The following is a 12,538-nucleotide window of genomic DNA, read 5'->3' on the forward strand; positions in this document are numbered from 1 at the left end:
TACATACACTCCCAGAGGGAGAGGGGACTGATCGGGGGATATTTCAGAGGTACGCTGACCTGAACGGGGACCGCTGAATCCGCAAACTACACAGCGCTGGTTGTGCTCGTGAATCCATAAGCGGCTCGGACTTTCAGGTCGATGTCTGGCGCAAGACACCTCGGTCGACCCCCTCTCCCTCCGGGAGAGGGCTGGGGTGAGGGCCGCTTTTCTATTGGGCAAACTCCTCACGCAACATCCCTACAAACGCCTCGCGCGCCGGGTGCACACCGGCGTTTTCATGCCAGTAAAACAAATTCTCGATCGCCCTCAGTTCAGCAAACTCGTAACCCTCGCAGCCCGCGCCTTTGGCGTACTGCTCGAACACGCCCCTGGGCACCAGCGCCACCCCGGCACCGGCGCTGACGCAGCCGACAATCGCTCCGTAACTGGCCAGACTGACAATCGGCAGCGCCTGCCCTCGGCGCAGTAACCAATGCTCAAATGCCGCGCGGTATGGGCAACCCGGTGGCCACATGAACAGGGTTTTGTCTTGCAGATCCGCGATGTCGCGCACCGGGCCGAATGAAGTCGAGGCGATCAGTAACAATTCCTCTCGATACATCGGCGTGCGTTTGAGCTGAGCACGTTCGACATCTACCGCCACGATCGCACCATCCAGGCGATGGTTGACGGTGTCGTCGAGCAACTGGCTCCAGGTGCCGGTGGTAAGTTCCAGTGCCACTTGCGGGTAGCGCTTGTGGAATTTCGCCAGCAGGCGCGGCAAGCGCCCGGTCGCCGAAGACTCGATGGCGCCGATGCGCAGCGGTCCGGACGGCTCGGCGGCCGGGTCGAGCGCGCGTTTGGCTTCGACGGTCAGCGCCAGAATCTTTTCCGCATAAACCAGAAAGGTCTGCCCCGCCGGGCTGATGCGCAGTCCGCGCCCCTCGCGCAAGAACAGCGCCACGCCCAACTCGGCCTCCAGCGCTTTGATCCGCGCGGTGATGTTCGACGGCACGCAGAACAGCTTTTCAGCGGCCCGGGCAATGCTGCCGACCTCGGCCACAGTCTTGAACATGCGGATTTGCGCCAGTTCCATAATCATCACTCTGAGTGAACAGTCGACGCAGTATAAGTCAGTTGTGGCGAATGATCGGGCGCGCGGATACTCGGCGCATCCACTGCCTTGGTGCCTCAATCATGACTTCCACTTCTACCTGCAAAATCATCCTGGCCATGACGTTTGTCGTCGGCTGCTGGGGTTATTCGCCCACCGGCATTCACATCGGCTTGCAAGGGTACGATCCCGGACATCTGGCCTTGCTGCGTTTCCTGCTGGCGTCGCTGTTGATGGCGCTGATCGCAATTTTCAAAGGCATTCGCCTGCCGCAGTGGCGCGATGTGCCGTTACTGTTTGCCTTGGGCTTCTTCGCCGTCAGCCTGCATCACGTCGCCTTGAACATCGGCCAGCAAGGCATCGGTGCCGGGGCTTCCAGCGTGCTGGCGCAATCGAGCCCGTTATTCAGCACGCTGCTGGCGTGCTTTGTGTTCAAGGAACGCGTCAGCATCTGGCGTTGGGGTTGTGTGCTGCTTGGATTTGTCGGCGTGGTGATCGTAGTCAGCGGCGACAAGGGCATGGGCGCTATCAATGCCCATGGCTTGTTGATCTTGTTGGCGGCGCTTTCCTGGAGCATCTATTTCGCCCTGCAGAAGCATCATGCGCGGCGCTACGACGGCTTCAGCCTGGGCTGCTACGCGGTGTGGTCGGGGACGTTGCTGTTGCTGATTTATCTGCCGGGGCTGGCTGACGCCGTGATGCAGGCGCCGCCGCGTGCGCAGTGGGCGGTGCTGATGCTGGGGGTGTTTCCCAGCGCGCTGGCGTATCTGGCCTGGGGTTTCGTGCTCAAGCATGTGGACTTGAGTCGGGCGACGATGACCTTGTATCTGATACCGCCGACGGCCATGGGAATTGCGTCGTGGGGACTGGGTGAACGGCCGACGTTGATGGTGCTGATGGGAGCGGTGGTGGTGTTGATCAGTGTGTTGGCGTTGAATCTGGAGCGTCGGGTTGGCGTCGTTCGAGCAGTTGAGAGCAAAGGCTTGAATCTGCAGTGAAGCCGATGCCGTCTTCGCGAGCAGGCTCGCTCCCAAAGTGGATGACACAAACTCCCTGTGGGAGCGAGCCTGCTCGCGAAGAGGCCGGCCCACTCAATGAATAATCGAGACCTCAGCGCATATCATCCGACAACGGTGTCGGCTCGCCCGCCGGCGGTACATCCTCGTCATCCGGCGGATCCTTCCAGTCATCCGGGCGGTCGGCATCGCTCAGCGGATCGCGCCCCGGGTCCATGCCCGGCGGTGCGTCGTGATCGCTCAGCGTCGGCTCGTCGGTGCCGGATACGGGGCGGGTCTGGTCGGTGGGCGCCATGCCACCGGGAACAAGCGAGTCATCAGCCATGCTGCACCTCACAATACTGGCCCGGATTATCCGGGGCGTATTACTTGGAAGCGCGGGTGCTGAGGGCGTGCGGTAGATCAGACCAGCGGCATCAGCCTTGGGCGATAAAGCGATCACGACTGTTGGTCAGGTGCAGCCACATCGCAGCGCGGGCGGCATCGGCGTCCTGACGCTTGATCGCATTCAGAATCGCCTCGTGTTCCAGATTGGCCAAGTGGCCGAGCTTGCTCAGATCCGCCGCGCCGCGCTCGGCGGCATTCAGGCGATTGCGCGGGATCATCGCACTGCCCAGGTGCTGCATGATCTCGCTGAAACAAGCGTTGCCGGTGGCCTCGGCGATCAGCAGATGAAAACGCCGATCGGCCTCCACGCAGCTGTCGTTGTTCGCCAGCAGCCGTTGATAGTCATCCAGCGCCTGACGCATCTGCTGCACCTGCTGCTCACTGCGCCGCTGCGCCGCCAGCGCCGCCGCTTGCGTCTCCAGGCCCATGCGCAATTCGAGAATGCTGCGCACGCCGAGCGCCGTATCGACGTTCAGGCGCAGGCCCTGCTCCGCTGCGCGCTCGATCACGAAAGTACCGATGCCATGGCGCGTCTCGACCAGCCCCGAGGCCTGCAACTTGGAGATCGCCTCGCGCACCACCGTGCGGCTGACGCCGTGCTCCTGAACGATGGAGTTCTCCGAAGGCAGCTTGTCACCGGGCGACAGTTGTCCGAGCAGGATGCTCTGGGTGAGCTTTTCCACCAGGTCATGAGCGAGGTTGTGCGTGCGTTTGCGCGCGGGCGCGTCGAGGTCTTCTTGCATGATCGGTTCCGGTGATCGGGGCTTGCCGATCGTAGCACTGCGCGATGACGGTCGAGATGGGTTTTAGCAGTTGGCGGCGGCTCAACTTGTATGACAACACTCCAATAAATCAGTATTTCCTGGCAGCCTGCCAACGCGCATCAGTCGCCACGATTCAACGATTCGCCCTGCTCAATTGACGCAAAAGCCAATAAAAACGGGATAAAATCCACTTTTCGCATAAGAAAGATAGCATTCAGAAGAATTTAATCGCTGCTTCCCACTTGTAGGACAAAAAACCACAGTTGTATGATGTCTATCAACAACGCAGCACCCAGTCCTACCCGCATAAAAATAATCAGTGGGAGAAACATCAGTGAAAACCTCCGTCTCCGGGATGCAGGACAGCGTCGACCCGACGCTCGCCTCAGCCATCTCCAAAGTCAAACGCCACGTCCTGCCGCTCTTCGTGATCATGTTCATCGTCAATTACATTGACCGGGTGAACATCGGCTTCGTCCGCACCCACATGGAAACCGATCTGGGCATTGGTGCTGCCGCTTATGGCTTCGGCGCCGGGCTGTTCTTTATCGGTTACGCGCTGTTCGAAGTGCCGTCCAACATGCTTCTGCAAAAAGTCGGCGCACGCATCTGGCTGACCCGCATCATGTTCACCTGGGGCATAGTCGCGGCCTGCATGGCGTTCATCCAGAACGAAACCCACTTCTACATTCTGCGTTTTCTGCTCGGTGTGGCCGAGGCCGGGTTCTTTCCCGGGGTGATTTATTACTTCACCCGTTGGCTGCCAGGCGTCGAGCGTGGCAAGGCGATCGCGATTTTCCTCAGCGGTTCGGCCGTGGCCTCGCTGATCTCCGGCCCGCTGTCCGGTCTGCTCCTGCAGATCAATGGGTTGGGCATGCACGGCTGGCAGTGGATGTACTTCATCGAGGGGATGTTCTCGGTGTGCCTGTGCGTGTTTGTCTGGTTCTGGCTGGATGCCAAACCCCACGACGCCAAATGGCTGAGCCGCGCCGAACAGGATGCGCTGGTCAGCGCCATCGACGACGAGCAAAAGGCCCGTGAAGCCGCGACGCCGATCCGGCCTTCGCTGGGCAAACTGCTCAAGGACCGGCAGATCATTCTGTTCTGCCTGATCTACTTCTTCATTCAGTTGACCATTTACGCGGCGACTTTCTGGCTGCCGAGCATCATCAAGAAGATGGGCGAACTCAGCGACGTGCAGGTCGGCCTGTTCAACTCGATTCCATGGTTGCTGTCGATCGTCGGCATGTACGCCTTCGCCTCGCTGTCGGCGAAGTGGAAACATCAGCAAGCGTGGGTCGCCACTGCCCTGTTGATCGCCGCAGCGGGGATGTTCATGTCCACCACTGGCGGGCCGATCTTTGCCTTCGTCGCGATCTGCTTTGCGGCGCTGGGTTTCAAATCCGCCTCGTCGCTGTTCTGGCCGATTCCCCAGGCTTATCTGGATGCACGCATCGCGGCGGCAGTGATCGCGCTGATCAACTCGGTGGGCAACCTCGGCGGCTTCGTCGCGCCAACCACCTTCGGCCTGCTGGAACAGCACACCGGCTCGATTCAGGGCGGCCTCTATGGTCTGGCCGCGACCTCGATCATCGCCGCAATCATCGTCTTCGCCGCGCGCACCACGCCGAAACCCGCTGCTGAAAAGGCTGTGGCCGACGCCGCGCCGAAACACGCCTGACTTCGTCTCGACAAGGAAAACAATAATGACTACTCACGACACCGCCAAAGCTCCGATCATCACCGACATGCAAGTGATTCCGGTGGCCGGTCACGACGGCATGCTGCTCAACCTGAGCGGCGCCCACGGGCCGTTTTTCACCCGCAACATCGTCATCCTCAAGGACAACGCCGGCCACACCGGCGTCGGCGAAGTGCCCGGTGGCGAGCGCATTCGCCAGACCCTGGAGGACGCGCGCAATCTGGTGGTCGGCAGCCCCATCGGCACCTACCAGAAGATCCTCAACCAGGTGCGCCAGACCTTCGCAGACCGCGATGCCGGCGGCCGTGGTCTGCAGACGTTCGACCTGCGCATCACCATTCACGCGGTCACCGGCCTGGAAGCCGCCCTCCTCGACCTGCTCGGCCAACATCTGGACGTGCCGGTGGCGGCGCTGCTCGGTGAAGGTCAGCAACGCGACGAAGTGAAGATGCTCGGTTATCTGTTCTACGTCGGCGATCAACACGAAACCGATTTGGCCTATCGCAGCGAACCGGACGCCGAAAACGACTGGTTCCGTGTGCGTCACGAGAAAGCCATGACCGCCGAAGCGGTCGTGCGTCTGGCCGAGGCGGCGCACGCCAAGTACGGTTTCAAGGATTTCAAACTCAAGGGCGGCGTGCTCAGCGGCGATGCCGAAATCGAAGCGGTCACGGCACTGGCCGAGCGCTTCCCTGAAGCGCGAATCACCCTCGATCCGAACGGCGCCTGGTCGCTGAAAGAGGCGATTCGTCTGTGCCGCGATCAGCACCACGTACTCGCCTACGCCGAAGACCCGTGCGGTGCCGAAAACGGTTATTCCGGGCGCGAAGTCATGGCTGAATTCCGCCGCGCCACCGGACTGAAAACCGCGACCAACATGATCGCCACCGACTGGCGTGAAATGGGCCACGCGATTCAGTTGCAGTCAGTGGACATCCCGCTGGCCGACCCGCACTTCTGGACCATGCAGGGCTCGGTACGCGTCGCGCAGATGTGTCATGAGTGGGGGCTGACCTGGGGCTCGCATTCCAACAACCACTTCGATATTTCCCTGGCCATGTTCACCCACGTCGCCGCCGCCGCACCCGGCGAGATCACCGCCATCGACACCCACTGGATCTGGCAGGACGGTCAGCGCCTGACCAAGGCACCGCTGCAGATTGTCGATGGTCTCGTGCAGGTGCCGAAAAAACCCGGGCTGGGCGTGGAGCTGGACATGGATCAAGTGGCCAAGGCCCACGAACTGTACAAAGGCATGGGCCTCGGCGCGCGGGACGACAGCGTGGCGATGCAGTTTCTGATTCCGGGGTGGAAATTCGATAACAAGCGGCCGTGTCTGGTGCGGTGAGAAAAATCGAGGATTAAAGCCCGGCCCTGTAATTCAACTGATAAACCTGTGGGAGCTGGCTTGCCAGCGATAGCGGTGGGTCAGCCAGCATTAATGTTGGCCATTGCGACCCCATCGCTGGCAAGCCAGCTCCCACAGGGAATGAGGTGAATCAGGCATTAATTTGCAGCAACCAGGTTTTGAACGCTTTCATCGCCACCGTTTCCGCTCGCGACTGCAACCGCGTCAGCCAGTAACTGCCGGTGGTGATCTCGATCGCAAACGGCTGGCAGATCGCATCTGCCGCCAGTTGCCGGGCGAACATCAGCGGCGGCGCCAACGCCACGCCGCCACCCTGCAATGCGGCTTCCATCATTGCCAGCGACGAATCGAACACGATGCTTTGCGGTGGCGCGGCCTGCGTCGCCAGGCCCGCTGCGTGAAACCACTCCGGCCATTCATCGGTGCGATAGGAACGCAGCAAGGTCTGCTGCAACAGGTCCGCCGGCGAGTGCAGTTGCCGGGCAATCTCCGGCACGCACAATACCGACAACGGCGCATCGAGCAAGCGTGTCGCCTCGATGCCATGCCAGGCGCCAGCACCGAAACGAATGGCGTAATCCAGTCCTTCCGCCGCCACATCCACCCGGTTGTTATTGGTCGACAGACGTAAATCTATAAGCGGATGTTTCCCCCGAAAGTCCGCCAGCCTCGGCAACAGCCAGCCCACGGCAAACGTGCCCACCGCGCCGACCGTCAACATGTCGCGATACTGCCCACCGGCCAGACGCTCGAGCATCTGCGCAATATGATCGAATGATGTGCTGAGTACCGGCAGCAAGGTTTCGCCTTCACTGGTCAGCATCAGCCCACGGGGCAGGCGTTTGAACAGGGTCAGGTTGAGTTGCGCTTCCAGGCTTTTGACCTGATGGCTCACCGCCGCTTGTGTCACGCACAACTCGACGGCAGCACGGGTAAAACTCAAATGACGTGCCGAGGCTTCAAACGCGCGCAGAGCGTTGAGCGGCAGTTGCGGTCGAATCATGCGTTGCCCCAAATTTTTCTAATGGCCCATGCGAGTTTTCATCGTTTGTCGAGATCCAGCGAAGTGCCTAAATTGGCCGCGCTGATCGGCCGCCCGATGAAAAATCACCCGCAGTGTAGCGGGATACAACAATCGACACTCATGGAGAGTGATTCAATCATGTGTTCCTTAAAACCGAGCAAGGTCTTTTCCTACAGCGCTTTCGCACTGTTCTTCGGCAGCGTTGCCTGTCATGCCGCAACGCCGACGGATGCGCAATTGCAGGCACTGGTCAGCCAAGCCGTCACCCCGGTCATGCAGCAAAACAACATCCCGGGGCTGACCGTAGCGATCACCCTGAATGGCCAAGCGCATTACTTTAACTACGGGGTCGCCGCTAAAGACACCGCACAAAAGGTCAGCGAAAACACCCTCTTCGAAGTCGGCTCGGTGAGTAAAACCTTCACCGCCACCCTCGCCGGTTACGCCCAGGCCACAGGCAAACTCGACCTGTCGAGCATGGCCAGCCAACTCTGGCCGGAGCTCAAGGGCAGCGCCTTCGACAACATCAGCGTGCTGCAACTGGGCACCTACAGTGCAGGCGGACTGCCGCTGCAATTTCCCGCTGAGGCGGATTCTTCCGACAGGATGCTCGGCTATTACCAACAATGGAAACCGCAGTTTCCCGCCGGCAGCCATCGCCTGTATTCCAACCCGAGCCTGGGCCTGTTCGGCTACCTGACGGCGAAAAGCCTCGGCCAGCCGTTCGACCAGGCAATGACGCAAACCCTGCTGCCGAAACTCGGCCTTCAGCACACCTTCCTCAGCGTACCGCCAGCGCAGTCGAAGCTTTACGCCCAAGGCTACGACAGCGCCGACCAACCGGTACGCGTCAGCCCCGGCGCCCTCGACGCCGAAGCCTACGGCATCAAAACCAGCGCCGCCGACCTGCTGCGTTACGTCCAGGCACAGCTGAAACCGGCCAGCCTTGCGCCTGATCTGCACCAAGCCATCGCCAACACCCACATCGGTTATTACCGCGTCGGCGACATGACCCAGGGCCTGGGCTGGGAGCGCTACGTCTACCCGATCAGCCTGGAAAAACTGCAAAACGGCAACTCGACCCCCATGGCCATGGAACCGCACAAAGTCGAATGGCTGACTCCACCGCAAGCTGAACCGGCCAATGTGCTATTCAATAAGACCGGTTCTACACGGGGCTTTGGCGCGTATGTGGCGTTCGTGCCGTCGCGGGACATAGGCATTGTGATTCTTGCCAACAAGAACTACCCGAATGCCGAACGGGTGAAGATTGCGCATGAGATTTTTCAGTCAGTTGACCGAATAAAGATTAAAAGATCGCAGCCTGCGGCAGCTCCATTGACCGAGTGAAAACCCTATCCTGTAGGAGCCGCCGCAGGCTGCGATCTTTTTCGTTTCAGCGCTTAAAGCTGCGCCTGCAAGCGCCAGCCAATGACATCCATCAAGTCACAGCTATCGCGCAACGGAATCGCCAGCACCCGGGCGAAATCCTGCAACAGCAATGCATCGTGTCCCTTGCCCTCGTCCAGCGAAAGGCTCTCCATCAGCTGCGTCACACAGCGCAAGCGGTAAGCCGCGGTGCCGTGCAACACGTCAATGGGGGCTTCGCTGTCGATCAGCACACAGGGAATTTTGCAGTCAATCCCGGTGATCGGTATGTAACGCGCCATGGTAGAACCTCCCTGTTCAATGTTGAGTCGCCGTTGCGGGTGAATCGAGATTGTCCAGCGCGCGGTTGACCAGCAGTTCTCCGAGCACGGCCAATTGCTGGATCGACAACGTCAGGCTGCGCTGCGCACCGCTCAACTCGCAGGCCAGATCGGTGGTCAGTACGTTCAGTGAGGCAAGGGTTTCGCAGGCATGGCTCAGCAGTGTCGCCGTGTCGATGTCGGGGAGAATGGTGAAAACGTGGCTGATGGGATCGGGTTGGCCGGGGTGGCGCAGACGCGGATTATTGGAGTCGAAGGAGCTTGAATCCATGGGGGATTCGGGGGGATTTGGAGTGTGTTTTTTCATGTATTGATTACCGTTGTGGATTGTAGGAAACACTACCTGTCTCACTTCCACATGAGGGTGGCAGCTGTACGCAGGTGTGGAAGACCAGGCCAATCCACCAATACCCGGCGCACTCGAGAGTGCTCCTGCGCACAGCCGCCAAAACGCGGCGATGTTGACATAAAACCCGTCGACATGCGCTTTTGAGACATTGATGGATGTAACCAAACAACCGGACTTCCACATCCGACCACTGTGTTTTTCAGCGGCCAAAAGAGGTTATCCCTCTGCGTCACAACGCACCAGTTCACCACGGCCGCCGCGTCTTGCAGGAAAAATCCACTCGATTTGAAGGGTGTTGGCGTCAGACGTTTCGGCAGGCATATGCTGCAATGAATTTCGATCAGCAGATGACTTGTGGGAGCGAGCCTGCTCGCGAATGCGCTCGATCAGTCACCTTTCAGCGCCTGAAAAACCGCTATCGCGAGCAGGCTCGCTCCCACATTTGAACTGTGCACTTCACAAAAAAATGTGGGAGCTGGTTTGCCAGCTCCCACAAGGATTTTGCTTCATTCAGTCAACGCGCAATCAATCATCCGGCATCTGCGGCGGTTTGCTCGGTTTCGCCGGTTTGCTGCCCTTCGCGCCTTTGGCCGGTTCCGGCTCGGTGGCGGCAGGCGTTTGTGCGGCGGCGGCCGCAGCGGCGGCTTCTTTTTCGGCCATGGGCATGGCGTCGATGGTTTCGAAGATTTTCGCCAGGCTCAATGCCTTGGCTTCATCACCCGAGGCGGAGAGCTTGGTTTCGCCGTCCTTGCCCACCAGGAACACTTTTGGATAAGCGCCGGCACCGAGCTTCAGCGAACGCAGCAGGGCCATGGTGTCCTGCTGGCCCATGTCCTTGCCGTCGAGCTGTCCGGACATGCTGAGGATGGTGTAGACCTTGATGTTGCGGTCGGTGACGCCCTTTTTGTTGGCCGGATCTTCCAGCGACTTCTTCAGGCTCAGCCAGACCGGGTCGACAGTGCTTTGCGCAATCACGATCAGCGGGCGGGCGCGGCCCACGTCCCCGGCCAGGGGTGAATCGCTGTCGGCGGCGAACAAGGGGCCGGCGATTGCCAGCAAGAGGGTCAGGGTCAGGGACCTGATGAGCATGCGCATCTCCTTTTGATATCCACGCACTACTGATTGCGCATCGTGGCGATTGTTCCGGCGGTGTCTGGCAAAAAGGCATTGCCCTGTCAGAAGCTTAGGTCAGGGAGAACTTTGCGCAACATGACGCAAGCGATCATCAGCACATCCCCAGGGCCGCTGCATTGGAAGTGTTTGCTCCAGACTGACTCAGAACGCCAACTTATAACCAATCAACACCAGCATCGTCGCCAGGCACGGGCGCAGGACTTCGTCGGAGATGCGTCCGGTCAGGTGGCTGCCGAGCCAGATGCCTGGCAGCGAGCCCATCAGCAGGAAACCCAGCACGCCCCAATCCATGTTGCCCATGCTTGCGTGGCCGAGGCCGGCGACGAGGGTCAGGGGTACGGCGTGGGCGATTTCGGTGCCGACCAGGCGGCGGGTTGGCAGTAGCGGGTAGAGGATGAACAAGGCGACGGTGCCCAGTGCGCCGGCGCCAATCGAGGTCAGGGCAACCATGGTGCCGAGGACCAGACCGGTGATCACCGTCATGATATTCAGGCGCGAACCGCTCGGGTTGTAGTTGCCACCCGCGCGTTTGTGGGCGAATTCGAGCAAGCGTTTCTTGAAGAAGATTGCCAGGGCGGTGGCGAAGAGGACGAAGCCGAGCGCCTGTTTGATGATGGCGTTCATCGCGTCCGGCGCGGTGTGCAGGGTGCTGAGGAACCACAGGGTCATGGCCACGGCTGGCACGCTGCCGAGGGTCAGCCAGCCGGTGATCGCCCAGTCGATGTTCTTGTTCTTCCTGTGAACGAGGACGCCGCTGGATTTGGTGATCGCAGCGTACAGCAGATCGGTACCCACCGCCGTCGCCGGGTTGATGCCGAACCACAGCAGAATCGGCGTCATCAACGAACCGCCGCCGACACCGGTCATGCCTACGATAAACCCAACCACCAGCCCGGCAATCACCAGGCCGAAATTTGCCAATTCCATTCAAACGTCCAGAAAACGACAGGAAAATCTGGCCCGCAGCATAGCGATTTTTCTTATAACCACATATATCGATGCGGTCTATCGTTATGCCATATCGAATTCACCGCAGATCCCACAGTGGATCTTTGCGCTACAGCAAACCTGCAAGGCTCACTGCACCGGCAAGAAATTCAAGAACAGCAGACTCTGCGCGTAATTCAGGCCGATCCTGCGATAGCGCTCATCGAGCATCTGCGTGAGCAGATCCAGGCGCGCGACGATTTTGCTGAATTCGGTGGCGAAGCTGAGGTTGCTGCCCTCCTCCGAGATTTCGTTGGAGAACAGCAACGGCTGGCCTTCCTTGTTTTGTCGTTGCGACAAAATCCACATGGCTTTTTCGATGTTGCGCGCGGCGTTGTGCACGAACGTCGGGTTGATCGCGTCGGTCATGTAGAACTCGGTGCGATTGCCGTGGGCGGTGACCAGCATGCTGCCGATCGCATAGATGAACGCGCCGACGCGGTCGCCGAGGAATTCCGGACTCATCGCATAGCTCAGCGCCGCCAGGTCCTTGCGCCCGCCCAGCACGGGCAACGGCTGCTGTTGCTCGACAGCGAGACGCACCTGTTTCACGGCGGCGTTGACGGTGAGGAAACCGGATTTGCGCAGTTCTTCCGGGTTGCGCAGGTAAAGTTTGCCCATCAATCGATAGAGGCTGTCGAGGTTGTCGCGCATCGCCAGGGTGGCCATGCGGTCGACGCTGGTCTGCAAAAACTCCTGCGGCTGCCCTTCACGTATCTGATTGAAGAATCCGTTGCCGTTCTGGTGGCTGCAGCCGCTGAGCAACAGCGACAACAGGCAGGCCAGCAGCAGGCACGGGCGGCGGTGAGCGGCGGTGATCAGGGCAAAAACACTCGGCATGAAGTCTCGGACAGGCACATTCCTGTGCGGCGGGGGTCACCGCATCCTGGCCATGCATAGAGCCGCCGATTGCGAAAAAGTGCAGTGCCCGGGCGGTGAGCCGACCTTCGGCGCTTTTCGCCACATCAATTAGTCGGACTTTATATTTGCCAACAGCGGTA

Annotated in this window: 13 protein-coding genes; 4 read left to right on the forward strand and 9 right to left on the reverse strand. The window is 60.0% G+C overall.

Features of this window, described 5'->3' with window-relative positions; genetic code table 11:
- Positions 1-211 precede the first annotated feature (211 nt).
- Positions 212-1,078: a LysR family transcriptional regulator gene (locus OQK_RS27895; RefSeq protein ID WP_016775354.1), complete on the reverse strand. Its 867-nt coding sequence runs from the start codon at positions 1,076-1,078 to the stop codon at positions 212-214.
- Between the two features lie 101 nt (positions 1,079-1,179).
- On the opposite strand from OQK_RS27895, the gene OQK_RS27900 reads away from it, so the two are divergent.
- Positions 1,180-2,094, forward strand: coding sequence for a DMT family transporter (locus OQK_RS27900; protein ID WP_016775355.1), 915 nt, complete (start codon positions 1,180-1,182; stop codon positions 2,092-2,094).
- Positions 2,095-2,206: 112 nt separating this feature from the next.
- Here OQK_RS27900 and OQK_RS27905 read toward each other — a convergent pair whose 3' ends face one another.
- A complete protein-coding gene (locus OQK_RS27905) occupies positions 2,207-2,437 on the reverse strand; it encodes a hypothetical protein (protein ID WP_016775356.1) in 231 nt (76 codons plus the stop codon).
- A 91-nt stretch (positions 2,438-2,528) separates the two neighbouring features.
- Entirely contained in the window at positions 2,529-3,242 is a 714-nt protein-coding gene (locus OQK_RS27910; protein WP_016775357.1) for a FadR/GntR family transcriptional regulator, read from the reverse strand.
- Between the two features lie 355 nt (positions 3,243-3,597).
- Between OQK_RS27910 and OQK_RS27915 the strand changes: the two genes are divergently transcribed.
- Together OQK_RS27915 and gudD are read left to right on the forward strand one after the other, a co-directional pair.
- Positions 3,598-4,944, forward strand: coding sequence for an MFS transporter (locus OQK_RS27915; protein ID WP_016775359.1), 1,347 nt, complete (start codon positions 3,598-3,600; stop codon positions 4,942-4,944).
- 25 nt (positions 4,945-4,969) lie between these two features.
- Entirely contained in the window at positions 4,970-6,313 is a 1,344-nt protein-coding gene (gene gudD / locus OQK_RS27920) for a glucarate dehydratase (protein ID WP_016775360.1), read from the forward strand.
- Positions 6,314-6,464: 151 nt separating this feature from the next.
- Here the strand turns inward: gudD and OQK_RS27925 are convergent, their stop codons facing one another.
- Positions 6,465-7,337 (reverse strand): LysR family transcriptional regulator, encoded by an 873-nt coding sequence (locus OQK_RS27925; RefSeq protein WP_016775361.1) that lies wholly within the window; start codon positions 7,335-7,337, stop codon positions 6,465-6,467.
- A gap of 159 nt (positions 7,338-7,496) precedes the next feature.
- Between OQK_RS27925 and ampC the strand changes: the two genes are divergently transcribed.
- The gene (gene ampC / locus OQK_RS27930; protein ID WP_016775362.1) at positions 7,497-8,708 is read left to right on the forward strand and encodes a class C beta-lactamase; all 1,212 of its coding nucleotides are present in this window, start codon (positions 7,497-7,499) and stop codon (positions 8,706-8,708) included.
- A 53-nt stretch (positions 8,709-8,761) separates the two neighbouring features.
- On the opposite strand, the gene OQK_RS27935 is transcribed toward ampC, so the two are convergent.
- The 5 genes from OQK_RS27935 to OQK_RS27955 all read right to left on the reverse strand — a co-directional run bounded on the left by OQK_RS27935 (position 8,762) and on the right by OQK_RS27955 (position 12,377).
- Positions 8,762-9,028 carry a hypothetical protein gene (locus OQK_RS27935; protein ID WP_016775363.1) on the reverse strand — a complete coding sequence of 89 codons (267 nt, stop codon included), beginning with the start codon at positions 9,026-9,028 and terminating at the stop codon, positions 8,762-8,764.
- A 16-nt stretch (positions 9,029-9,044) separates the two neighbouring features.
- Positions 9,045-9,374 (reverse strand): DUF6124 family protein, encoded by a 330-nt coding sequence (locus tag OQK_RS27940; RefSeq protein WP_038861886.1) that lies wholly within the window; start codon positions 9,372-9,374, stop codon positions 9,045-9,047.
- 567 nt (positions 9,375-9,941) lie between these two features.
- Entirely contained in the window at positions 9,942-10,505 is a 564-nt protein-coding gene (locus OQK_RS27945) for a DUF4174 domain-containing protein (RefSeq protein ID WP_016775365.1), read from the reverse strand.
- A gap of 186 nt (positions 10,506-10,691) precedes the next feature.
- On the reverse strand, positions 10,692-11,477 hold the full coding sequence (locus tag OQK_RS27950; RefSeq protein ID WP_016775366.1) for a sulfite exporter TauE/SafE family protein: 786 nt from the start codon (positions 11,475-11,477) through the stop codon (positions 10,692-10,694).
- A 150-nt stretch (positions 11,478-11,627) separates the two neighbouring features.
- On the reverse strand, positions 11,628-12,377 hold the full coding sequence (locus OQK_RS27955) for a hypothetical protein (RefSeq protein ID WP_016775367.1): 750 nt from the start codon (positions 12,375-12,377) through the stop codon (positions 11,628-11,630).
- Between the last annotated feature and the right edge of the window lie 161 nt (positions 12,378-12,538).

It is taken from the genome of Pseudomonas sp. R62 (genome assembly GCF_000257605.1).
GTDB lineage: Bacteria > Pseudomonadota > Gammaproteobacteria > Pseudomonadales > Pseudomonadaceae > Aquipseudomonas > Aquipseudomonas atacamensis.

Excerpts from the sequence above, each read along its gene's own strand:
- OQK_RS27895 (WP_016775354.1), bottom strand. The coding sequence starts at position 1,078 with ATGGAACTGGCGCAAATCCGCATGTTCAAGACTGTGGCCGAGGTCGGC.
- OQK_RS27900 (WP_016775355.1), top strand. The coding sequence starts at position 1,180 with ATGACTTCCACTTCTACCTGCAAAATCATCCTGGCCATGACGTTTGTC.
- OQK_RS27905 (WP_016775356.1), bottom strand. The coding sequence starts at position 2,437 with ATGGCTGATGACTCGCTTGTTCCCGGTGGCATGGCGCCCACCGACCAG.
- OQK_RS27910 (WP_016775357.1), bottom strand. The coding sequence starts at position 3,242 with ATGCAAGAAGACCTCGACGCGCCCGCGCGCAAACGCACGCACAACCTC.
- gudD (WP_016775360.1), top strand. The coding sequence starts at position 4,970 with ATGACTACTCACGACACCGCCAAAGCTCCGATCATCACCGACATGCAA.
- OQK_RS27925 (WP_016775361.1), bottom strand. The coding sequence starts at position 7,337 with ATGATTCGACCGCAACTGCCGCTCAACGCTCTGCGCGCGTTTGAAGCC.
- ampC (WP_016775362.1), top strand. The coding sequence starts at position 7,497 with ATGTGTTCCTTAAAACCGAGCAAGGTCTTTTCCTACAGCGCTTTCGCA.
- OQK_RS27935 (WP_016775363.1), bottom strand. The coding sequence starts at position 9,028 with ATGGCGCGTTACATACCGATCACCGGGATTGACTGCAAAATTCCCTGT.
- OQK_RS27940 (WP_038861886.1), bottom strand. The coding sequence starts at position 9,374 with ATGAAAAAACACACTCCAAATCCCCCCGAATCCCCCATGGATTCAAGC.
- OQK_RS27945 (WP_016775365.1), bottom strand. The coding sequence starts at position 10,505 with ATGCTCATCAGGTCCCTGACCCTGACCCTCTTGCTGGCAATCGCCGGC.
- OQK_RS27950 (WP_016775366.1), bottom strand. The coding sequence starts at position 11,477 with ATGGAATTGGCAAATTTCGGCCTGGTGATTGCCGGGCTGGTGGTTGGG.
- OQK_RS27955 (WP_016775367.1), bottom strand. The coding sequence starts at position 12,377 with ATGCCGAGTGTTTTTGCCCTGATCACCGCCGCTCACCGCCGCCCGTGC.